Annotated in this window: 19 protein-coding genes, 1 tRNA gene and 1 pseudogene; 10 read left to right on the top strand and 11 right to left on the bottom strand. The window is 61.2% G+C overall.

Annotated elements, in window-relative coordinates; all coding sequences use genetic code 11:
* Positions 1-93: 93 nt before the first annotated feature.
* On the bottom strand, positions 94-1,731 hold the full coding sequence (locus J4E00_RS02000; RefSeq protein WP_262898380.1) for a malate:quinone oxidoreductase: 1,638 nt from the start codon (positions 1,729-1,731) through the stop codon (positions 94-96).
* Between J4E00_RS02000 and J4E00_RS01995 the strand changes: the two genes are divergently transcribed.
* Both J4E00_RS01995 and J4E00_RS01990 read left to right on the top strand, forming a co-directional pair.
* Positions 1,730-2,815, top strand: a complete 1,086-nt coding sequence (locus J4E00_RS01995; protein ID WP_208173331.1) for an asparaginase — start codon at positions 1,730-1,732, stop codon at positions 2,813-2,815. The two genes, J4E00_RS02000 and J4E00_RS01995, sit on opposite strands and share 2 nt — an antisense overlap.
* Before the next feature lie 118 nt (positions 2,816-2,933).
* Positions 2,934-3,021 (top strand) — tRNA-Ser (locus tag J4E00_RS01990).
* Between the two features lie 145 nt (positions 3,022-3,166).
* On the opposite strand, the gene J4E00_RS01985 is transcribed toward J4E00_RS01990, so the two are convergent.
* The 6 genes from J4E00_RS01985 to J4E00_RS01960 form a co-directional block, all read right to left on the bottom strand.
* The gene (locus tag J4E00_RS01985) at positions 3,167-6,040 is read right to left on the bottom strand and encodes a fibronectin type III domain-containing protein (RefSeq protein ID WP_208173330.1); all 2,874 of its coding nucleotides are present in this window, start codon (positions 6,038-6,040) and stop codon (positions 3,167-3,169) included.
* Between the two features lie 502 nt (positions 6,041-6,542).
* Positions 6,543-7,031 carry an Hsp20/alpha crystallin family protein gene (locus J4E00_RS01980; protein ID WP_208173329.1) on the bottom strand — a complete coding sequence of 163 codons (489 nt, stop codon included), beginning with the start codon at positions 7,029-7,031 and terminating at the stop codon, positions 6,543-6,545.
* Between the two features lie 38 nt (positions 7,032-7,069).
* A complete protein-coding gene (locus tag J4E00_RS01975) occupies positions 7,070-7,300 on the bottom strand; it encodes a hypothetical protein (protein WP_208173328.1) in 231 nt (76 codons plus the stop codon).
* 324 nt (positions 7,301-7,624) lie between these two features.
* Positions 7,625-7,987 carry a hypothetical protein gene (locus J4E00_RS01970; protein ID WP_208173327.1) on the bottom strand — a complete coding sequence of 121 codons (363 nt, stop codon included), beginning with the start codon at positions 7,985-7,987 and terminating at the stop codon, positions 7,625-7,627.
* An 11-nt stretch (positions 7,988-7,998) separates the two neighbouring features.
* Entirely contained in the window at positions 7,999-8,550 is a 552-nt protein-coding gene (locus tag J4E00_RS01965) for an RNA polymerase sigma factor (protein ID WP_208173326.1), read from the bottom strand.
* Positions 8,551-8,723: 173 nt separating this feature from the next.
* Positions 8,724-12,269 carry a PKD domain-containing protein gene (locus tag J4E00_RS01960; RefSeq protein ID WP_208173325.1) on the bottom strand — a complete coding sequence of 1,182 codons (3,546 nt, stop codon included), beginning with the start codon at positions 12,267-12,269 and terminating at the stop codon, positions 8,724-8,726.
* A gap of 228 nt (positions 12,270-12,497) precedes the next feature.
* On the opposite strand from J4E00_RS01960, the gene J4E00_RS01955 reads away from it, so the two are divergent.
* The 6 genes and pseudogenes from J4E00_RS01955 to J4E00_RS01935 all read left to right on the top strand — a co-directional run bounded on the left by J4E00_RS01955 (position 12,498) and on the right by J4E00_RS01935 (position 17,340).
* The gene (locus tag J4E00_RS01955; protein ID WP_208173324.1) at positions 12,498-12,884 is read left to right on the top strand and encodes an HU family DNA-binding protein; all 387 of its coding nucleotides are present in this window, start codon (positions 12,498-12,500) and stop codon (positions 12,882-12,884) included.
* Between the two features lie 150 nt (positions 12,885-13,034).
* Positions 13,035-13,214, top strand: a pseudogene (locus tag J4E00_RS30185) (AAA family ATPase); the annotation flags it as partial.
* Between the two features lie 501 nt (positions 13,215-13,715).
* Positions 13,716-14,414 carry an AAA family ATPase gene (locus J4E00_RS29365; RefSeq protein WP_236049377.1) on the top strand — a complete coding sequence of 233 codons (699 nt, stop codon included), beginning with the start codon at positions 13,716-13,718 and terminating at the stop codon, positions 14,412-14,414.
* A 6-nt stretch (positions 14,415-14,420) separates the two neighbouring features.
* On the top strand, positions 14,421-15,245 hold the full coding sequence (locus J4E00_RS01945) for a hypothetical protein (RefSeq protein ID WP_208173322.1): 825 nt from the start codon (positions 14,421-14,423) through the stop codon (positions 15,243-15,245).
* A gap of 75 nt (positions 15,246-15,320) precedes the next feature.
* Entirely contained in the window at positions 15,321-16,751 is a 1,431-nt protein-coding gene (locus tag J4E00_RS01940; protein WP_208173321.1) for an MFS transporter, read from the top strand.
* 79 nt (positions 16,752-16,830) lie between these two features.
* Positions 16,831-17,340 (top strand): DinB family protein, encoded by a 510-nt coding sequence (locus tag J4E00_RS01935; protein WP_208173320.1) that lies wholly within the window; start codon positions 16,831-16,833, stop codon positions 17,338-17,340.
* A 70-nt stretch (positions 17,341-17,410) separates the two neighbouring features.
* Here J4E00_RS01935 and J4E00_RS01930 read toward each other — a convergent pair whose 3' ends face one another.
* The 3 genes from J4E00_RS01930 to J4E00_RS01920 all read right to left on the bottom strand — a co-directional run bounded on the left by J4E00_RS01930 (position 17,411) and on the right by J4E00_RS01920 (position 20,464).
* Positions 17,411-19,075, bottom strand: coding sequence for an amidohydrolase (locus J4E00_RS01930; RefSeq protein ID WP_317196581.1), 1,665 nt, complete (start codon positions 19,073-19,075; stop codon positions 17,411-17,413).
* 88 nt (positions 19,076-19,163) lie between these two features.
* On the bottom strand, positions 19,164-19,559 hold the full coding sequence (locus J4E00_RS01925) for a hypothetical protein (RefSeq protein ID WP_208173318.1): 396 nt from the start codon (positions 19,557-19,559) through the stop codon (positions 19,164-19,166).
* Positions 19,560-19,693: 134 nt separating this feature from the next.
* Positions 19,694-20,464: an AMP nucleosidase gene (locus J4E00_RS01920; RefSeq protein ID WP_208173317.1), complete on the bottom strand. Its 771-nt coding sequence runs from the start codon at positions 20,462-20,464 to the stop codon at positions 19,694-19,696.
* Between the two features lie 119 nt (positions 20,465-20,583).
* On the opposite strand from J4E00_RS01920, the gene J4E00_RS01915 reads away from it, so the two are divergent.
* Both J4E00_RS01915 and J4E00_RS01910 read left to right on the top strand, forming a co-directional pair.
* On the top strand, positions 20,584-21,045 hold the full coding sequence (locus J4E00_RS01915) for a type I restriction enzyme HsdR N-terminal domain-containing protein (protein ID WP_208173316.1): 462 nt from the start codon (positions 20,584-20,586) through the stop codon (positions 21,043-21,045).
* Positions 21,046-21,130: 85 nt separating this feature from the next.
* A complete protein-coding gene (locus J4E00_RS01910; RefSeq protein ID WP_208173315.1) occupies positions 21,131-21,742 on the top strand; it encodes an HPP family protein in 612 nt (203 codons plus the stop codon).
* 305 nt (positions 21,743-22,047) lie between these two features.
* Here J4E00_RS01910 and J4E00_RS01905 read toward each other — a convergent pair whose 3' ends face one another.
* Positions 22,048-22,332: a hypothetical protein gene (locus J4E00_RS01905; RefSeq protein ID WP_208173314.1), complete on the bottom strand. Its 285-nt coding sequence runs from the start codon at positions 22,330-22,332 to the stop codon at positions 22,048-22,050.
* Positions 22,333-22,392 lie beyond the last annotated feature (60 nt).

Below are 22,392 nucleotides of genomic sequence, written 5' to 3'. Positions count from 1 at the left end.
CGATTCGCTCCATAGTGATAAGGTCCTTCGCAAGCTCAGGATGACAGACCGGCGCACGCGAGATGCTCCGCTCTGCATGACGTTCTAAAAACGCTAGGCCTCCAACTGCAACACCCCGCGGCTGTGCTCGCGCACGGCTGCGGCCAGGGCCGGGTTATCGGCCAGCTTTTGGCCGAATGAGGGCACCAGTCGCCGGAAATGGCCCTGCCATTCAGGCGAGGCGGCCCGCTCCGGGAAGCATTTCTGTACCAAATCGAGCATGATGGCCACGGCCGTGCTGGCTCCTGGCGAAGCGCCCAGCAGCGCGGCAATGGAGCCGTCGGCCGAGGTCACCATTTCGGTGCCGAATTCGAGCACGCCGCCTTGCTTTTTGTCTTTCTTGATAACCTGCACGCGCTGGCCAGCCACTTCGAGCTGCCAGTCGTCGGGGTTGGCTTCGGGATAATATTCGCGCAGGGCGGCGGTGCGCTCGGCCGGCGTCTGGAGTACCTGGCCGATGAGGTATTTGGTGAGGCCCAGGTTGCGGGCGCCGGCGTAAAGCAGCGGCCGGATGTTGCCCAGTTCGATGGAACGGAACAAATCGGTGTAAGAGCCCTTCTTCAAAAACTTGGTGCTGAAGCCCGCATAGGGCCCGAACAGCAGCTCCTTGCGGCCATTTATCTGGCGGGTGTCGAGGTGAGGCATCGACATGGGCGGGGAGCCCACGGCGGGCTTGCCGTATACCTTGGCCTCGTGCCGGGCAATGATTTCGGGGTTCTGGCACTTCAGCCACTGCCCGCTCACCGGGAAGCCGCCAAAGCCATTGGCCTCCGGAATGCCCGATTTTTCGAGCAGCGGCAGCGAGCCGCCACCAGCCCCGATGAACACGAAGCGCGCCCGGGCAATCACTTTTTCATCGGTGGCCAGGTTGCGAATCTTGAGGCGCCAGGTACCGTCGGGCTCGCGCTTAATTTTTTCCACCTCGTGGCCCAGGTGGAAGTCGACGCCCGGTTGGTCTTTCAAATAGTTGGACAGCGAGCGGGTGAGGGCGCCGAAGTTGACGTCGGTACCCACGGCCATGCGCGTGGCGGCCACCGGCTGGCTGGGGTCGCGCCCGTCCATCACCAGCGGAATCCACTCGGAAATCTGCCCGGGGTCGGTGCTGAATTCCATGCCCTGAAACAGCGGCGAGTGCAGCAGCGCGGCGTGGCGCTTGCGCAGGTATTCCACGTTGGCCTCGCCCCACACAAAGCTCATGTGCGGAATGCTGTGGATGAAATCGGGGTTGGGCAGCTGGCCGGCTTGCACCAGCGAGGCCCAGAACTGCTTGCTGAGCTCGAACTGCTCGGCAATTTTATCGGCCTTGCTGATGTCGATGGAGCCATCGGGGCGTTCGGGGGTGTAGTTCAGCTCGCAGAAGGCCGAGTGGCCGGTGCCGGCGTTGTTCCAGGCGTCGGAGCTTTCGGCGGCCACGGCGTCGAGCCGCTCGTACCCGCTGATGATGAGGCTGGGGTCCAGGGTTTTAAGCAGCACGCCAAGGGTGGCGCTCATGATGCCCGCCCCGATGAGCAGCACGTCGGAAACAGATTCTTCGGGGGAGGGAGAGGCGGTTGGATTCATGCAAATAAGATAAGTAAGCCGCAAAGCAATACGGCAGACAGGCAAAGGAGGCTGTTTGTTGGGGAAAAAACCAATCGGCCTACCTTCGCGTCCCCGAACCGCCACCCCGCGCCCCGCCTGCCTTCGCCTCATGCCCGACCTCAACCTGCCGCTGCTGCCGCTGCCCACCCGCGCCGATGCCGCCGACCACACCGCTCCCCGCCTGCTCATCATTTACACCGGCGGCACGGTGGGCATGGCCCAGAACAGCAGCGGCGGGCTGGTGCCCATGCAGTTTGGTCAGCTCGACCAGAAAATGCCGGACCTGGCCCGCCTGCCTTTCCGCATCGAGCTGGTGAGCCTGCCCGCGCCCATCGACAGCAGCAACGTGACGCCGGCCGACTGGCTGTTCTGGGCCCAGCTTATTGGCCGGCACTATGCCGATTTCGATGGCTTCGTGGTGCTGCACGGTACCGACACCATGGCCTACTCGGCCGCCGCCCTGAGCTATGTGCTCGAGCATCTGGGCAAGCCGGTGGTATTCACGGGTGCGCAGGTGCCGGTAGGGGCCAGCCGCTCCGATGCCCAGCGCAACCTGGTGACGGCTCTGGAAATTGCGGCGGCGCGCTACCCACGCTCCCACACCGTGCGGGTGCCCGAGGTGTGCGTGTTTTTCAACGACGTTCTGATTCGCGGTAACCGCGCCAAAAAGGTGGAAAGCCAGCAATTTGCGGCCTTCAAAAGCGAGAATTATCCGCCGCTGGCCCGCGCGGGCATCAACCTGGAATTCGACGACAAAAGCATTCGCCTGCTGCCGGCGGCCCGCATTAAGGTGCACACGCAGCTGGAAGTGGGCGTGGCCGTGCTACGGCTGTTTCCGGGCATCACGCCGGATGTGGTGCGGGCCATTCTGAGCATTGCGGGCCTGCGCGGCTGCGTGCTCGAAACCTACGGCTCGGGCAACGCGCCCACTGCGCCCTGGTTCCTCAACTGCCTGGCCGAGGCCCGGCAGCGGGGCGTGTGGCTCCTCAACGTGAGCCAGTGCGAGGAAGGCCGCGTGGTGCAGGGCAAGTACGAAACCAGCTCCCACTTCGCCGACCTTGGCGTGGTGGGCGGCGACGACATCACCACCGAAGCGGCAGTGACCAAGCTCATGTTCGTGCTCGGCCTCGGGCTGGACGAGGCTCGTACCCGCGAGCTGCTGGCGCTGAATTTGCGCGGTGAGATAACGCTTTGATTTTTAGTTGCCAGTTGTTGGCTGGCAGCTGTCAGTTGGGTTGCCGTGGATAAAACTGCTAACTGACAACCAACAACTGACAACTTCCCGCTATCTTTGCAGCACGAACCGCCAACCTTGAGAGGTGTCCGAGTGGTCGAAGGAGCACGCCTGGAAAGTGTGTATAGCCCAAAAGGTTATCGTGGGTTCGAATCCCATCCTCTCAGCTAAAAGCCTCGTTTCCAAATTGGAAACGAGGCTTTTTCTTTTTCAGAGGTACGTTAGGGGACGGGTGCTGATAGGCTTTGCCGTAACATAAAAAAGGCCCGAACCAGATGGTTCGGGCCTTTTTTATGTTACGGCAAAGCCGGGTTATTCGAGCACGACTTTGCGGGTCAGAACCTGCGAGCCAGCTTCTACGCGCAAGGTGTAAAGGCCGGCGGCCAGGTTGCGGGTGTTCAGGGTCTGCTCGGCGGCAGCGGTCAGGTTTTTAGTCAGCACGACCTGGCCCAGGGAATTGAGCAGGGTCGCTTGGCCCGCGCCGCTCAGGCCACTCAGCTTGAGGGTGAGCTGGCCGGTGTTGCTGGGGTTGGGGTATACCAGCAGGGCATCGGTATCGGCCTGTACGCGGGTTGCCGTAACCAGGCCAGCGCCGGTGATGGTGAAGGAACCTTGTGTGTCGGAGCTGCCGTAGCCACTCACGGCCACGTAGTAGCGCTGGCCCGCCGTCAGGCCGGTCACGCTCACCGGTGTCGTTAGGGCAGTGTTGTTGGCCCCCGATGAAGCGCAGGACATGAGCGTAAAGGGACCCGCAGAGCAGCTGGGGCTAGCGTACACCCGCACCGTGCCGGCCGCAGAACCGGTGAGCGTGAGCGTGGCCGTGGTGCCAGTGGGCGTGAATGCAAACCACACGTCCTTGGGCTGGCTGGCCGTCGAGCAAACGGGGTTTGGAAGCGTGGCTTGCACGGTGGTGGTAGCGCCTACATTGGATGCCGCCAGCACCGTCCCGCCCAGCGTCGTGGCCCCGCAGGGGTCGTCGTTGGCAGGGGCCGTGAGCGGAGTGTTGAAGCAAGTGGGGCCAACCCAGGTGCTGCTGCCATTGGCGGTACCGCAATTGGTCCGCACATAAAAGCAGTAGGCAAAGTTGGCCGCCAGGTTGCTCAGAGCATAGGTCGTAGCCGTCAGGCCAGTTACCACCGTGCCTGTACCTTGGGTAAAGCCTTGCGGGCCATATTCCAGCTCGTAGGAGCCACCAGCTGGCAGGCCGTTAGACGGGGCCACCCAGCTAAGGGTAGCCGTGGTATTTGTTAGGTTGCTCACAGCTGGGCCGGTGGGCACGCCACAGTTCGAGGGCGAGGTAGCGCACACGGCAATCAGGCCGGTTGTGCCGCCGCCGTATTCCCATACCCGCACGTAGAGCACTTCGCCCGGCGTACGCCCGGTAAGCGTAATGAGCGAGAAGTTGCCAGTGGGGCTGTCATCATCGTCACACTCCACTTCGGTGAGGGCGCTGCAAGTACCGGAGTAAATGCTCATCCCCGTGTCGGTGATAGGGCTCCCGGCAGTAGGCGTCACAGTTTGCACGGTGACCTGGCCGCTGGCTGGTACGGTTACGGTAAACCAGAGGTCTTTGCCTTGGTAATTGGCACAGGTCGGCGCGGGGGCGCCCGTGGAGTTCGTGGCAGCCGTGTTATCGGCGGAAGTCTGGCCCACGCAGGTGCCGTACTGAATCGGGATGTTGAGGGCTCCCGCGCAGTCGTCGTTCGCCGGGGCGGTCGGGGCGGGCGTCAGGCACACGGTGAATCCGCTGGCTGTTATGGCTGGTGCGGTCGTGGCCGAAGAGTAAATCCGCAGGAAATAAGTCTGACCAGCGGCCAAGCCGGGCACAATTGCCTGCGTGGGCGTCGTAGTTGTGCCAAGCAGGCCGCAGGCCACACTGGTAGAAGTAGTGCAGCTCCCTGAGCGCACGTCGTAGTAGCCGGTGAACTGGGCGCCCGTGGCAAGCTGCACCGACGTAGCCCCGGCCACGAAGGAATACCACACGTCGCGGGCCACCGTGCCCCCGCAGCCCGTCGACGGAGCCAGGGTTTGGGTAGCGCCCACCACGGTGCCGCTCACTGGGGTGGTGCAGGAGGAGGCAATGGTGAGGGCAATGGCTTGGGCGCAGTTGTCGTTTGCGGCCGGGTTCGGATTCGTTGTAAACGTGCCCGCGTTCGAAATGCTGCTGGTTCCATTGGAGCCGCCGCAGTTCTGAATCACGTAGAACTGATAGGTGGTATTGGCCGTCAGGCCCGTCAGCGTGGGGGTCAGGCTCGTGGCGGTTGTCGAAGAATAAACATTGGTAGAGGAGGGAAGCGCAGCCGGATTAAAGCCGGTAGGCCCGTAGAGGATAGTAAACGGGCCGGGCGTGGTATTGGAGACCGAATACGACACGCTGGCCGTGGTATTGGTTACCCCCGTAACGGCCAACTGGCGCGGGGTCGGGCACAGAGCCGGCACCGGCGGGGTGAACGTATAGGTTTGGCCCGCGGCCGGTTGCGTGGCAATGTTGGTGGTTTCGGTGGTTGAACTCACGGTTGGGGCAGTGCCCAGGCTGCTGAGCGACAGGAACTCGCCCACGGCCACTCCCGACAAGCCCACCGAGGCCGAACCGCTAACTACGCTACCCGTACCCGGCGCGTAAACGAACTGAACCACGTTGGTGCCTTCGTAGAGCTTGGCCTGAAACGAAACGACGGGCGTTGTCGAATTCCAGTTCCACTCCCAGTCCTTCCATTCAAACGTGAATACCCGGTTCGGGGCTACTCCCGTGGTGAGGTAGCTGGCCCGGCTGCTATTGGTTACGCCGCCAACCGTTGCCCGGCCATCAAGGTCGTCCCAGAGCGGGGCCACCAGCGGACGGCTTGCCGCGGCCACCGTGTTCAGGTTATTCGTCGTCTGGGTCACGGCTCCGGTATTGAACGAAAGGAAGCCGTTCGAAGAAGCCTTAACCTGGGTATAGGTAACGCCATCGAACACGAAGCTGAAACCCAGGGGCAAGGCCGGCGAAATGCCGGAATCGGCCTGCACAGTGGGCACATTGGTGGCCCCGGCTGCGGTGGCAATGCTCGTGTAGGTGCCCGTGGAGGGAGCAAAGGTGTATTGGTCTACCTGGGCCTCTGCCTGCAGGCTGCTTCCGAGCAGCGCTGCCAGCACCAACGACCAGCTCAGTGCCATGCGCTGTCGCGAAAATAAAGGTGTATGCATGTGGGTGAATGGGGGAAAAAGTAAGAGGAAAAGGGTGAGAGGAAAAGGATAAAAAGTAGATAAGATGGGTGAAATAGTTATTGCGAAGCAACAAATAAAGCGACAAGCCATATAAAAGGCCTCGTCAATCGGCCTTGTTTTCGCTTGAGACTTCAAAGAGCGCCCGCCGGCGGGGGCTTACGCAGGCGCTTATTGGCGGGTTCGTTGGGGCGGGCCCGAGCGGCCCTGTACTCGACCAGCAGGCCGGTTTCACAAGCCGTCTACTGCCGCCCGACCCCCTAGTGATAAGGTGCTTGCAAATTGTTGGGGACGCGGTGATTTTGGCGGTAGGAGGCCTGTCCCGGTTGCCGTGCCTGGCCCGATGCCACTAAAATGTACCTACTGTGGTGCTTGGTCAAAACCAGTTCAAATATTTATACCCACAGGTTCCCGCCAGCCCACAAAAAAGCGCTGGCTGTCAGGCCAACGCTTTTTGGGTTTGCAGCAGCCTTGCCGGCGTAGTTTAGCTTACGCCAATGGTTTGTGCTGGCTGATTGGTGGCGGGGTTTTTGGGCAGCGTCACGGTCAGGATGCCCTCGGCGTAGGCCGCCGTGATGCCGTCGGTGAGCACTTTGCCATTCAGCTGGAAGGCGCGCTCGAAGGAAGCGTTGCGGAACTCGCGGCGGGTGTAGCGCGGGTCGGGGGCCGCGTCATCAGAGGCCGTATCGGTGCCTTGGTAGGCGATGGTCAGCACGTCGTGCTGGACCGTGAGGCTGATATTCTCTTTCACCAGGCCGGCTGCGAACAGGCTCAGCACAAAGCTGGTTTCGGTGGTTTCGATGTTGACGGGAACGGGCTGCCAGGCGCCACCAAAGAACTTGGCCCACGGTGGCCCGCCCCGGTGGCCGCGCTGGCCAAAATGACGGCCCCAGTGGCGGCCCCGCCCGCCGCAGCCGGCATGGCGGCCTTGGTAGGCATTAGCATTGGAATCGGAAGCTTGTTGGGTGTACATGATGGAATGGAGTTGAGTGGATGGAAAAACGCGGTGGCTTAGCCCACCGGCACAGAATGTGCGGCCCCCTGCGGGCGGCGGCTCGATGGCCGCGACCACTGGTTGTCGACGGGGACCGGGGCGTCAGCGTCACCCTCAAAGGAGGAGCGGTAATCGGCCATCCGGCGGCGCCAGTGGGCCGCGGTGGCCCGGCTCCGGCCGCCACGCAACAAGTGGAATACAACGCGCAGGACCAGCAAGGCCCCGATGACTTTCAGGATATTTTTCATGACAGGAAATAGTGGGGTGAACCGGCGCAGGCGGTGGGCGGCGAATGCCAGCCGTTTTCAGGGCTAGCTCAGCTGGGCATTCGGGGCGAGTGGGCCGTCCTGGCCTTCAATATGGAAATCGAATGAGCGGCTGCTTTTACTCTAACAAAAGGCAAATATTTTTAATAAACTCGATTTTAGCCGGTTTACAGGCTGTAAAGCATGTCTTTAAGAGGTGGGTGGGCATGACGCTATTCATTCCTTTCGACTACCTGAACAGATGCTGTATGCAACAAAAATGCCCGGCCAAAACCGGGCATTCAATACGTGATATAGCCGACTGGCTCACGCCTGGGGTGGAGGGGCCTGGGGCGGGCGCCCGCCACCCCAGGCGCGCGCCCGGGCCTGCCACTGCTGCCGAAACTGTTGCCGCTCGTCGTCGCTCATGCGCTGCCATTTTTCGTGGCCTTGCCCGTGGCCCCGGCCACCGGCGCCGCCCCGGCCATAGGAGCCGAATAGCACCCGGCACAGCACCAGCAGGCCCACGCCCTGCCAGTAGTTGAGGCGGCCTGCGTGCAGGGCATCCGGCAGAATGGCGTTCCAGAGCGCCATCACTACGCCGCCCAGGGCCAGGGCGGCGGCCCCGGCCACCAGCGGGAAGAAAAGGAAGCGGCCCCGGCGGCCCCGACGTTGACGAAGGAAGGACATGGTCGAAAAAATTAATAGTTTATAAATTCCTGGTACAGGCCTTCCAGCCGCTTGCGCAGGTGCTTCACGGCGTAGCCTTTGCGCGAAATCAGGGTTTTGATGTTCTCCCCGGTTTCGTCGGCAATTTCCTGAAAGGTGCGCTCTTCCAGTTCGTTCTGCACGAATACGTCGCGCTGGGCGGCCGGCAATTCCTCCAGGGCTAGAAACAGCTGGTCCCAGAACAGCTGCCGGAGGTCCTCGGCTTCGGGCGTGGGGGCTTCGGCGTAGAGAATGTCGCGGAAGCTGAGGCCGCCGTCTTCGTCTTCGTAGCTGTAGTCGTCGAGGCGCTCTTCGCGCTTCTTGCGCGAGCGGTCCACAATCTTGTTGCGGGCCACGCGGTGCAGCCAGCCGCTCACCTGGTCAATGGCACCCAACTCGGGCAGGCTGCCGAACTGGTACCACACGTCCTGCAAGATGTCCTCGGCATCCTCGTCCGTATCCACCCGGCCGCGCACGAAGGCAAACAGCTGCTTGCTGTATTGCTTCACGGTCTGGATGAGGGTTTGTTGGTTGGGGGAGGTCACGGCGGCAGAAACAGGCGGCTAGTGCAGAAAACGATTCAGCCCCGCGCTTTACTTTAAACCGACTGTAGCTGCTGACGGGGAGGAGCGGGGCTTGCCCCTGTTTCTACCTCGGGCGTATAGCAAAAAGCCCGTCCCCAACCTGGGAACGGGCTTTCTTCGCATCAAGCACCAATCTACTTCACCACTTCCAGCCAGCCTTTCCAGGTTTGGCCGGCGGCGGAGCGCAGCTGGTAGAAGTACACGCCGGCGGCTACGTTCGGAGCACTGCCCCAGCCCTGGGTGTAGTTGTCCTGCTCGAAAACCTTGCGGCCCCAGCGGTTATAAATCACCACCGAAACCGGGTCGGGGCTCACGTAGGGGCGGAAATCGTCGTTTTTGTTGTCGCCGTTGGGCGTGATGACGTTCGGGTACTGGAAGTCGCGGGCCAGCACGGTGATAATAACCGAAGAGCTGCCCGGGCAACCGGCGGTACTCGTGCTGAGCAAGCGAACGGTGTAGGTGCCGGGGGCGGCAAAGGCGTGGCTCAGGGTGAGGCCGCGCCCGGTCTGGCCATCGCCAAAATCCCAGCTGAGCGTGGTAATGGGCGTGATGAGCGGGCCCGACGCGCCGAAAGCTACCGGCTCGCCGATGCGTACTTCCGTGACGTTGGCCAGGATAGCGATAGCCGGGGGCGTGGCCACGGTAACTGTGGTGGTAGCACTGCCGGTGCAGCCAGCGGCCGTGGTCACGCGCACGGTATACGTCGTGGTGGCCGTGGGGCTGGCCGTAACGGTGCGGCCGCTGGTGCTGCTGAGGCCGGGCGCCGGGCTCCACACGTAGGTGGCCCCGGTGCCGGCATCGGCCGTGCTGAGGGTGGCGCTGGAGCCGGGGCATAGCGGGGCTACGGCCGGAATGGCCACCGTGAGCGAATTGCGCACGTTTACCACTACCGTGTCGCGGCTAATGCAGCCGCCGGGCGTGGTGGCCGTCACGATGTACTGGGTAGTGGCGGTGGGCGTGGCCACCACCGTGGGGCCGCTCGTGGTATTGAGGCCGGTAGCGGGGCTCCAGGCGTAGATAGCCGACTGCACGGGCGTGGCTCCGGCCACGGTGAGCGTGGCCGACGAGCCGGGGCACACCGTCTGGTCGGGGCCGAGGGCGGCGCGGGGCAGGCCGAACACCGTCACGGTATCGCGGCTGATAACGGCGGGCTGGCAGCTGGTGGAGTCGAAGGCCGTGAGCGTAACGGGGTAGCGGCCGGGCAGGGTGTAGGTGGTGCTCACGTTGTTGGGCTGGGTCGAGGTCTGGCCGTTGCCGAAGTTCCAGGTGGTGCCGTTGTTAGAAGGGGTGGCACGGGTGAACGTAACGGTGAGCGGCGCGCAGCCGACGCGGGTGTTGGGCGTGCCGTTGGCGGCCGGCACGAAGCTGGCATCGAGGCGGGCAATGTCCATCTTGAAGGCGGCCGCATTGGTCCCAGCCCCGCTGCCGATGGCGCGGGCGAAGGCATTGGCCGTGAGCGGAATGGTAGGCGGTGCTCCGCCCGACTGCTGGGCCCGCACGCAGATGGCCTGGTAGATAATGCCCTTCTTGTCGAAGCGCGAGGTGCCGCCATCGACGTGGGTGGTGCCGGTGCCGTAGTAGGAGCCGTACACCAGCCGCCGCGCATTGGCCGATAGCTGCATGAGGTAGAGGTAGCCGTAGGTGTTCAGGTTGGCATCGGCCTGGCTGCTGGGCGTGCTGTTCGACACGGTGCGCAGCAGGGCATCGGTGGTGGTGGGCATGCCCGCGATGCTGCTCGCGCCGTAGCCCGAGAGCAGGATATTGCCGCAATTATCGACCAAGAAGGCCGTGGGGGCCAGGTTGGTGGGGTAGGGGTTGGCGCTGGTGGCCGTGCCCGCGCCGTTGCCGAACACGGTGGAGAAGCCGGTGGTGGTAAGCTGGTAGTTCAGCTTGTGGATGAACTGGCGGCTGTTGGCGTTGCGGTAGGTGCCGGCCGTGACGGGGTAGGCGCCGTTGGTCTGGCCCAGCACGTACACCGCGCCCTTGCGGTCGAGCTGCACGAAATAAGCCTGGTCGTAGCTGCTGGTGCCCAGGTAGGTCGATTGAACAATGGCATTGCCGGCCGGTGCGATGTGGGCCACGAAGCCATCGGCAATGCCGCCGCGGTAGGTGGGGTTGAGGCTGGTATTGATGCCGGGAATGCCCGCGTTGGTACCGGGGAAGCTGGTGCTTATCGTGCCGCCGGCCACAAACACACCGTTCAGGCTGTCGAGCTGGATGCTGTAGCCCGCGTCGTCGGAAGCACCGCCGAGGTAGGTGCTCCAAACCAGCGAGGAGAGGTTGGAGTTGAGCTTGGTCACCACGGCATCGTGGCCGCCCCGGTTGGAGGCTTGCAGGCCGCCCAGGGTGGGGTAGTTGGTAGAGCGGGTGAGGGAGGTGAGGTAAATGTTGCCCGACGGGTCCGTAATCACGTCGCCGCGGTAGTCATCGCCGAAGTTTGCGTAGAGGTTGCTGCTTGTCGCCATCTGCCCATCGGCGGCCGAGCCCCCCAGATAGGTCGCACTGAGCGTGGTGCCGCCCACGGCGAAGTTGAGGCGGGCCAGCACCAGGTCGGAAGTGCCGCCGTTGTAGGTGCGGTCGTAGGCATTGCTCGAAACCGGGAAGTTGGTGCTGGCCGTGGAGCCCATGAGCACCAGCGACGAGGTGGTGCCATTCATCACCAAGCTGTGCACGTAGTCGTCGTCGGAGCCGCCCAGGTAGGTCGAGCGGATGTGGCTGCTGGCGCCGGTGGGGGCGTTGGGGTTGTAGCCGCTTATCACGATGTCGATGCCGCCGTTGTAGCTCGCATCGTAGGCCCCGGTGGTGATGGGGTAGCCCGTCCGGAAGATGATGCCGCCGGTGTAGAGGTTGCCCACCGTGTCGTGGGTGGCGGTGTAGCCCCAGTTCTGGCCCGTCGAGCCGGTGTAGGTGGCGTACACCAGCACCGGGTCGATGGTGAGCGGGTGGCGGTGGTCGTAGCCCTTGGGCAGGCCAAAGCTCACCGTGTGCTGCGGGCCCAGCACGTACTGGCAGGGCACGGCCACGCGGCGGCCGTCAATGGTTTGGTAGGCGTAGGGCTTCTGCTCGGTCACGCGGCCCACGCTGGTGGCAATGTGCAGGGCGCCATCCACCACGGTCAGCGACTGCTGGCCCTCGTAGCGCAGCTGGATGCGGGCGGCATCGGCCCCGGCGGCCAGCTCGAAATCGTACTCCAGGGAGGTGCCGTGGGCGTAAAGGTGCAGGTCGGTGCCGGGATAGAGCTGGCGGTAGCGCACATCGGCGAAGGAGGGCACGTTGGTGGCCCAGTGGGCGGGGTCGTTGCCGAGGAAGTAGTCGGTGGGGGCGCCGGTGGGGTGCTCACTGCTCACGTCAGCGTTGGGGTTGGCCCCCACGAAGTTTACAGCGTAGGCATGCGCCTTCACGCGGGCCGTGCGGCTGGCGCCGTCGTGATGCAGGTGGTCCACCTGGCGGGCATCGTAGCGGGCCACCAGCAGGCGGTTGCGTTCCAGAAAGAGCTGGCCGGCGGGCACGTCGGCGGCAAAGAGCACCGGCTTGGCCCACTGGTTCTGGTTGGGCACGAAGCGCAGCGGGGCCGTGCCGCCGGGCGCCGCCACCGGCCCGGGGGCCGACGCCTGCGCCGCCGAAGAAATGGATAATAACGCACTGCCGAGGCAGAGCCAACGCGTAAGAATACGACGCATGAATAGGAGGGAAGGTGGAATTAAAAAGATGTTAAAACGGCGATAAAAAGCCTTGCTGGGGGCAGGGCCTAGCTATCCGACTGCAAAGGTCCGGCGATTAAATGGATTTATCGCCCTAGTTCTCGATTTGGTAATTTCGAGAGATATTGTCCCATAACTGGATTCCTATTATTAGCTGCTTGCTTTCGCCTACCTTACCACCTTCTATCATCTTAACTCCTTTGCAATATGCCCATTGAGTATTCCCTGGCCGAGCGCGGCAACCCTGGCGACCCCAAAGCCCCCAAGAAGTTTTACGCTGCCGCCAAGAGCACCGGCGAAACCACCGTGCGCGGCCTGGCCAAGCGCATTTCGGACATCTCCACCGTGAGCACCGTCGATGTGATGGCCGTGCTCGAAGCCCTGTTCCAGGTCGTGCCCGGCGAACTGACGGAAGGCCGCATCGTGCGCTGTGGCGATTTTGGCTCGTTCTTCACCACCCTCAAAAGCGACGGCGCCGCCTCGGAGAAGGAATTTAATACGGCCCTCATCGGAGCGGTTACGGTGAAGTTTCGGCCCGGTAAGCTCTTTGCCCAGGCCATTCAAGGGGCCGACTTTAAACGCGTCGAGAAGTAAGGTCCAAGTCCCCGGCGGGTTTTGCCCCAAACCCGCCGGGCATTGACCCGAAACCCGCCGGGGTTTTGCCCGCATGCCCCGCAGGCCCGCCGGAACCCGGCGGGCCTGCTACTTTTGGGACCTTCGTGTTTCGCCCCGCTTCTTCTCGTGATGACCGACAAAACCACCGCTCCGCCACCCGCCTACTTCCTCTCCCTGAGCCTGGAAAACGTGCGCAGCTTCGGCGAGAAGCAGACCATTTCCTTTGCCCGCCCCGATGGCCGCCCCGCGCAGTGGACGATTATTCTCGGGGATAACGGGGTGGGGAAGACGACGGTGTTGAAGGCGTTGGCGGCGTTAGTACCAGGAAAAGAAGTGGATTATGACTATCACGAATTGAAGGGGCCTGAATATTATCCACCGGTTTATGCAAGTGGCTGGAAAAATAAATGGCGCGCTCTACGACACGATGGTAAGTATACTTCAACAATGGCTTATGAAGCATACAAGGGTGACCTTTTGTCAACAACTAATTTGAATTTATCCAAAGAAAATCGGATACATGTTCAAGTAGAACATACCCAGATTTCTTTTGCCAGAGAAAGGTATTCCTCAACAACCGTTGATGAGACATCACTAGGTCTAATAGCGTACGGTTATGGTGCTGGCCGTACTGTTGGCAATTCTACAATCGGTGAGGTGCCTGCTAGTGACGACACCTGTATTAGCCTCTTTGATGACCGGGCCGACCTCCTTAATCCTGAAGAATGGTTTCTTAATATAGACTACGGTAGCAAGCTAGCTGGCGAGAATGCCGACCAACTCAATAAGGCTCGTACCCTAGTCGAAAAAATGTTAAAGACGGTGCTGCTTGGCGTCACTGAGCTACGCATAGCTTCTACTGGTACGCCGCAGAAGCCGCAGATAAGCCTGCAATTCCTGCTGTTCGATACCTGGGTGCGCCTGCGCGACATGAGCCTGGGCTACCAAACCCTGGTGGTGTGGCTCACTGACTTCGCCAGCAAGCTCTTCATCCGCTACCCCGACAGCCCAAACCCGCTGGAAGAGCCCGCCATCGTGCTCATCGATGAAATCGACCTGCACCTGCACCCCAGCTGGCAGCGCAAGCTCATCGGCTTCCTGAGCGGCATCTTCAAGAACACCCAGTTCATTGCCACGGCGCACAGCCCCCTAGTGGTGCAGGCCGCCGGCGATGCCGGGGCCAACGTGATACTGTTGCGCCGGGAAGGCGACCAAACCGTGGTGGTGACCGACGTGGAGGACGTGCGCGGCTGGCGCGTCGACCAGATTCTCAACAGCGAGCTGTTTGAAGACACGTCGACTCTATCGGTGCAGACCGAAGAAGAGCTGCAGCGCCGGAATGCGCTGTTGCTTAGAAAGAAGCTCACGGTCAAAGAGAAGGCCGAGCTTGAGCGCCTGAACGCCAAAGTAGCCGCGCAACCCATTGGCGATACGCCGCCCGAGCGCAAAGTGGAAAGCCTGCTGGCCCGCCTGGCCCGCAATCTGAAGGAAGAAGACATGTTGGACTAGCCAGCCATGATTCAGATTGCCAAAAGCCGCCCCATTCCAGCGCCTTTGCCCACGCGCGGCACCCGCCACCGCCAGCAGCTGGAGGCCCTGCACACCGCCGACCCCGCCGCCTGCGAAGTTCCCGATAACACGATTCTGCATTCACGCGATGGCATTTACAACGACACCGGCGTGAAGACCCAACTGCGGGCCGACCAACACGATAAGTGCTGCTACTGCGAATCATTGTTCACCGCCACCAGCTACGGCGATGTGGAGCACTTTCGGCCCAAAGCCGGTTACCAGCAAGAATGGGAAGGCCCACTGCACAAGCCGGGCTATTACTGGCTGGCTTATGACTGGAATAACTTGTTCTTCTCGTGCCAGATTTGCAATCAAGACTATAAGGGCAATTATTTCCCGTTAGCCAACCACGCTGCGGCACGGGCCAAAACCCATCACGATGACATCAGCCAGGAGAAGCCGCTTTTGCTCAACCCCGCATTGGATGCTCCCCAGCACCACCTGACATTCGTCAAAGATGCTATTAAAGACCTCGACGACAGAGGTAAGGCCAGTATCAAAGGTTATGGTCTGGACCGGCCGGAACTGATAAAAAGTCGGGTCGACCACTTAAAGGGGTTGCAGTATGCGCGCATGGTAGGCGCTTTCAAGTTCACCTTGCCGCTTGACCCGCGAGAAGATGAGTTCTTGCAAGAACTCAATCTTACCATTGCTGAAGGCAAGCAAGCTGCCGCCGAAGCGACCCGACTATGGCGGGAAGCGGCTTTCGATGCTGCCGAGTTCGCCGGCATGGTGCGGGCCAACTTCCCGCACCTACCGCAACAGTAACCCACGCCTGCCCCAACCCCATCCGTAAAAACCCGTTACCTTCCCCGGCGCAATCCTCTAACCCCCGCCGCCCTTATGGCCCCCACTTCGACTCCCACGCCCGCTGCCACTCCCGGCATCGAGAAAGACAACAAGCGCATCACCACCGGCTGGACCTTCTACGACTGGGCCAACTCCGTGTACCCGCTGGTGATTACGAGCAGCATCTTCCCCATCTACTGGTCCAGCGTTATTAAACGCCTCACCCATTCCGATAACGGACAAAGCCTTGTCAACTTTCTCGGAATGAAGGTGCCGGGCACTTCGCTCAACCAATACGCCATTTCGGCTTCCTTCCTGCTTATTGCCTTAGTCAGCCCATTCTTGACGTCGTTGGCCGACTTCTCAGGGCGGAAGAAGCTGTTTTTGCAGGTGTTCTGCTACATCGGGGCCATTTCGTGCGCTGGCCTGTATTTCTTCGACACTGATACGCTCACGTTGTCTACGTTCATATTTATTGCCGCTACCATAGGTTTTTCTGGTAGTATCGTATTCTACAATTCCTATCTGCCGGAAATAAGCTCGGAAGAAAAATTCGATTCGCTTTCGGCCAAGGGCTTCTCGATGGGGTACATCGGCTCGGTGATTCTACTTGTGGTTTGCCTTGTCATCAATCAGTTTCATGATAAAGTCGGCATCGACGGCATCAAAGCAGCGAAGATATCCTTCCTGCTTACCGGACTTTGGTGGGCTGGCTTTGCCCAGATTCCTTTCGCGACGCTGCCACCTGACCAGGGGCGCCCAGCCGATGCGCCCGCAGCCGAGGGGGGCTGGCTACTCAACGGCTTCCGCGAACTGGCCAAGGTATGGAAACAGTTGGAGCAACTACCCAACGTGAAGAAATTCCTGTTGGCCTACTTTACTTATAACATGGGGGTGCAAACGGTGATGTACGTGGCTACGCTCTTCGGAACTGACGAACTGCATTTGCCCGAGGACCAACTCATCATCACCATTTTGCTGCTGCAAGTAGTGGCCATCGCAGGTGCTTACCTGTTTGCTAAGCTCTCTGAACGCATCGGCAACACGCGAGCCCTGAGCTGGTCGGTGTTCATCTGGATGCTGATTTGCATCGCTGGCTATTTCGTGCAGGCCGGTTGGAGCTTCTTTGTGCTGGCAGGTGTCATCGGTCTCACTATGGGGGCCATCCAGAGCCTAAGCCGCTCGACTTACTCGAAAATCATTCCCGAGAATACTCCCAATTCCGCCGCCTTTTTCAGCTTCTTCGATGTGACGGAGAAACTGAGCATCGTCATTGGCACGGCTACCTTCGGCATCATCAATCAGGTTATGGGTTCGATGCGCTACAGCATCTTGGCCCTGATTGTGTTCTTCATCCTGGGCTTGATTTTCCTGCTACAGTTGCGTGGTAAGAAACTGCGCGAAGACTCGCCTACGGCTCCAGCTACGTTTCCGGGGCCGCCGCCTGCGTCGGCGGTAGCCAGCACGCCTGCCACGGTAAAATAAGTAGCTTTGGGGCGGTCTTGGCACTGGTGCAACTGACAGCCACTGGGCCCCGGCCGCCCCACTCCTTACCCTTCCCCGCATGTACACCTCTTCCATCCAGAAGAACATCCTGGCCGAGCTCAACCACGAGCTGGTTCAAACCCGCCGTATCCTCGAACGCGTGCCCTACGAGCAGGCCGACTACAAGCCGCACCCCAAGAGCATGTCGCTCTGGCAGCTGGCTACCCACATGGTAAACCTGCTGGCGTTCAAAACCCTGTTCGTCACCCACGATTCCCGCGATTTCCTTGACCCCAACGCCCCCAAGCCCGGCCCCACGCCCACCAGCCTCGAAGAGCTGCTGGCCCGCTTCGACGACTACAGCGCCACCCTGAAGCAGGAACTGCAGCAGAGCGACGACGACAAGCTGGCCCAAAACTTCAAGCTTCACCGCGGCGAGCACGTGGTATTTGACTACCCCAAAGCCACTGCCATCCGCATTATGGGCCTGAACCACAGCATCCATCACCGCGGCCAGCTCACGGTGTACCTGCGCCTGCTCGATATTCCCGTGCCCGGCCTCTACGGCCCCAGCGCCGACGAGAAATAGGGCGGTTGATAGGAGTAAACGCAAGAGCGTCATGCTGAGCGAAGCATGACGCTCTTTTTTGCTATTGCTATTACTTCCGATTAAACACTTGTTCGCCTCCAATCCAGGTTTGCAGCACCTGTGCGCCGCGCAGCTTCTCCTTTGGGGCGGTCAGCAAATCAGTATCCAGCACCACGAAATCGGCCAGCATGCCGGGCTTGATTTGGCCTTTGCGCTTCTCCTCGAAACCGGCGTGGGCGGCCCAGGTGGTCATGCCGCGCAGGGCGTCGGGGCGGCTGATGGCGTTTTCCATCTGGAAGCCGGTGGCGGGGAAGTTCTTGGCATCCTGCCGGGCCACGGCCGAGTGGAAGCCGAATAGCGGGTTGATGTCCTCCACGGGGAAGTCGGAGCCCAGGGCCAGCTGGCCATACTGCTTCAGCAATTCGGCGTAGGCATAGGCCGTTTTGAGACGGGCGGCACCCAGCCGCTCGCCGGCCCAGTACATATCGGAAGTAGCGTGGGTGGGCTGCACCGAGGGCACGATGCCGAACTGCCTGAACTTGGGCATGTCGGCCGGGGTGATGACCTGGGCGTGCTCGATGCGCCAGCGCCGGTCCTTTTGCCCCTTCAGCGCCTCGCCGTAGATGTTGAGGATGATGCGATTGGCCGAGTCGCCGATGGCGTGGGTGTTCATCTGGAACTTCGAGGCGGCCAGTTCTTTCGCCAGAGCGCAGTATTCCTTTTCAGTGGAAAGCAGGAAACCAGTTTCCTTCGGCCGGTCGGCATACGGCTGCACCAGGCAGGCCCCACGCGAGCCCAGCGCGCCGTCGGCATACACTTTGAAGGAGCTGACGGTGAGCTGGTCGGTCAGGATGGGGCCGTTTTTGAGGTAGTAGGCACGGTTTTCGGCCGTCGGGGTGAGCATGGCGTAGAGGCGCAGCTTGAGCTTGCCTTGTTGTTGCAGGGCCGCCATCTGGTCGATGTCGGGCTTGTCGAGGCCGGCGTCGGCGAGGCTGGTCAGGCCCACCGCCAGGCAGTTCTGCTGGCCCTGCATCAACAGCTGCGTGGCTTCAGCCTGCGATGGTTCGGCAATGTTCTTCCCCACCAGGCCCTGGGCATTGTCAACGAGGAGGCCGGTGAGGCGGCCCTGCGCGTCGCGCGTGATGGTGCCGCCGCTGATGGGCGTACGGGCCGTGACGCCGGCCAGGTCCAGGGCCTTCTGGTTGACCAGCGCGGCGTGGCCATCAACCCGAATCAGCGCCACCGGGACGTCGGGAAATAACTGGTCGAGCTTGTCTTTGGTCGGAAATTGCTTGTCGGGCCAGTCGTTTTGGTCCCAGCCGCGGCCCAGCAGCCAGGCCGCTTGCGGCTGCTGCTGGCGATGCTGCCGGAGCTTCTGCAAGACGTCTTCCCAGGAAGTGGTACCTACTAGGTTGGCGTAGCTCAAGCCCAGCGAGTAGCGGTAGAAGTGGCAGTGCGCGTCGTAGAAGCCGGGGTAGATAAACTTCCCACCCGCGTCCACTTCCCGCGCCGCCTGGTACTTCGCCTTTAGCTCAGCTGCCGGGCCCACGGCCACGAACTTTCCATCCTTCACCGCAAAAGATTCGGCCTTGGAAAACGTGGAATCGACGGTATAAACGGTGGCATTGGTCACCAGCAAATCCACGGCTTCGCGCTTGGCCCCGCAGCCGCTCAGGAGCGCGAGGGCCAGGAGGGGAGCGGCGAACCGGCCATTTAGAAAAGAAGTAAGGCGCACGATGAAAGGGAAAAGAAGTAAAATAAAAGAACGCCATGCCCCGCGCCGCGCAGCATGACGTTCCATCTGGTAACCAGCGGCCGGCGACTTACTCAACCACTACCTGCGTGCCCAGCTCGAAGTGCAGGTGCGGCTCGAAGCGCACGGGAAATGGCCGGGCGTCGTCGGCTTTGCCCTGAAGCAGCAGGCGGCTGCGGCCGTACTCGGTGCCCTGGTTGTCAAGCAGGCGCACGCGCACGGTATCCTGGAAAGCGCGTTCAAAAATGACATATAGCAACAATTGCGGCCGGCCAGCACGCGCACTGTCGTCGCTGGCCACAAAGGACTTGCCCAGGCGCAGCCCCCGCGCCTGTAGCGCCGCGCTGAGGCTCGTCTGGGCCGCCGCTCGCTGGGCCCCGGTGGCCAAGCCATCGGCTACTACAGTGGCCGACTGCCCCACGGTTTCGCTGGTTTCGCGCAGGGTTTCCTTGGCTTTATGCTTCACGCGGTCACAGCCGGCAAGGCTGAATAGCAAGACAGATGCAGTGGCGATGCTTACTAATCGAAAACAATAATCCGTAGATGTCCGCATGAGGCCGTGTCGGTTGCAGTCAGTGAAAAGGGGGTATGCCTGCGGTTTTACTCGAAGCGCATGTGCTTCACCGACTCGCCCGAGAATTGTAGCTCCTGCAGCGACTCGATGCCGATTTGCAGGTGTTGCTTCACGAAGTTGGTGGTCACTTTCGAGTCCGATTCCGAGGTTTTCACGCCTTCGGGCGTCATCGGGTTGTCGCTCACCAGCAGCAGGGCGCCGTGAGGGATGTCGTTCATGAAGCCGCACACGAAAATGGTGGCCGTTTCCATGTCCACGGCCAGGGCGCGCACCCGGCGCAGGTAGTCTTTGAACTCGGCATCGTGCTCCCACACGCGGCGGTTGGTGGTGTATACCGTGCCGGTGTAGTAGTCCAGCTCGTGCTTCTTAATCATCGACGAAACGGCGCGCTGCAGGCGGAAGGAGGGCAGGGCCGGGATTTCCTTGGGCAGGTAGTCATCCGAAGTACCATCGCCGCGAATGGCCGCGATGGGCAGCACCAAATCACCGAGCTTGGTCTTTTTTAGGCCGCCGCACTTGCCCAGAAACAGCGCCGCCTTGGGCTTAATGGCCGAGAGCAAATCCATCACCGTAGCGGCCATTGGCGAGCCCATGCCGAAGTTGATGATGGTGATGCCGTTGGCCGTGGCCGTCTGCATGGGTTTGTCGAGGCCACGCACTTCAGCCCCAAACTGCTCAGCAAACATGTACACGTAGTTGCTGAAGTTGGTGAGCAGGATGTACTGCCCAAACTCGTTCAGGGGCACGCCGGTGTAGCGTGGCAGCCAGTTATTAACAATTTCTTCTTTGGTCTTCATAAAGGTGGTTGAGTGGCTGAATGGCTAAGTGAGGGAGTGAGAAAAGGGTATGCGTTTCGGCGTCACTTAGCCACTCAGTTGCTCAGTCACTCGATACCAGACCCCTACCTTTGGAGGTGATGCAAGCCCTGGACCTGCCGCCTTTCGAGGCCAAACTTACGCAATCGGCCACAAATCAGCCCCTCATCTGGGATATTCTTCGCCGTAAGCACGTCGTGCTCACGCCCGAGGAATGGGTACGCCAGCACGTCGTTCACTATTTGATAAACGACCTCGGCTACCCACGCGGCCTACTAGCCCTGGAGCGCGGCCTGCGCTACAACCAGCGCCGGAAGCGCACCGACCTGCTGGCTCTCAACCCGGAAGGCCAGCCCCTGCTGCTGGTCGAGTGCAAGGCTCCCAGCGTGGCCATCACGCAGGAAGTCGCCCGGCAGGCCACCACCTATAACCAGACCATCGGGGCCCCGCTGCTGCTGCTCACCAACGGCCTGGTGCACTACTGCTGGCGGGTCGATTTTGAGAAGCGGACCAACCAGCGGCTGGCCGAAATTCCTACGTTTGCGGCGGCCGTAGCGGGCTAGCGGCGGCCCGTCGCGCTTGGTGCATGGCTATTTTTGCCGCTTCAACGTGAGCCAGGGGTGGATTTCCCGGCTCCCGAAACCAACCATGCGAACCAGACTACGACGCCAGGCCCGGCGCATCCGGGTGATTGTTTACCGCGAAACCTTATTCGACTACAAAGAGCATTTCTGGACCTTCCTGGGTGCTTTTGTGGGCATCGGGCTCATTGGCTGGCTCAACCAGCGGTGGCTGGCGGTGGCCGATGCGCCGCTGCTCATTGGCTCGTTCGGGGCGTCTTCGGTGCTTATTTATGGAGTTATTAATAGCCCGTTGGCGCAGCCTCGCAACTTGCTGGGCGGGCACCTGCTCAGCGCGTTCATTGGCGTCACGGTGCATCGGCTGTTTCCGCAGGAGCTGTGGCTGGCGTCGGCGTTGGCAGTTTCGCTTTCCATTGTGGGCATGCAGGTTACTAAAACGCTGCATCCCCCCGGCGGGGCTACGGCCCTTATTGCCGTCATCGGTTCGCCCCAGCTGAAGGCGCTTGGCTACTGGTACCTGCTGGCGCCTGTGCTGACGGGTGCCCTGATTCTGCTGCTGGTCGCTGTCATCTTCAACAACATTACCACGACGCGCCATTACCCGGCAAATAAGCATTGGTACCGGTTCTGGCGGCGTCGGTACTGGACCACGCATTCGCGGGGAAATAAGGTAGAGTAGTTTTTAGGGTGGTGCATGGGAAGGAAGGGCAGGCACCGATGAAAAGGCGCGCCGCATCGTAGGCCTGAGTTGCTCTCGCTTTTTGCGCCTCCCTAAAAAGCGAGAGCAAAATTAACTGCGGCTTTGCTTCTGGATTTTGAGCTGGCTCAAAAAGCGAGAGCAACTCAGTGCCGCACGCCCAGCGGCCTGCTTGTTGGGGGCTTCGGGGTTGCTTTTTGTGCGGCGCTAGCGGCGTCGGGCCAACAAAAAGCCCGGCCGCAACTACTTGCGGCCGGGCTGAAGAAAGTGGCGGGAAATAACCGGCCTTAGTCTTTGGGCTTAATCTTGGTCTTATTGCGCTTGTCCTTCACTTTCGTGTCCGACGGTACTACCGTGGTAGGAGCGGTTTGGGTGACGGTGGTGGAAGGCTCACTGGTCGTGGTGGTCGACTCCGTGGTGGTCGTTGAAGGAGGCGTCGCGGTCGGGTCGATAGCCGGAGCCGGGGTTACCGTTGTTTGCTTGGTCGTCGTCGTGGTGGTGCTGGTCTGCGCATTAGCGGAGTAGCCGCACGCGACGAACAACAAGGCAAGAAGGAAGGGCTGCTTTTTCATAGTACCAATGTGGTTTGGTGGAAGAAAGTCACTGCGCTGGTAAGAGCAACAGTTGAGCTG

The organism is Hymenobacter negativus, assembly GCF_017571495.1.
Lineage (GTDB): Bacteria > Bacteroidota > Bacteroidia > Cytophagales > Hymenobacteraceae > Hymenobacter > Hymenobacter negativus.
The sequence above is the reverse complement of the archived record's forward strand: the minus strand, read 5'-3'. Positions and strand labels throughout refer to the sequence as shown.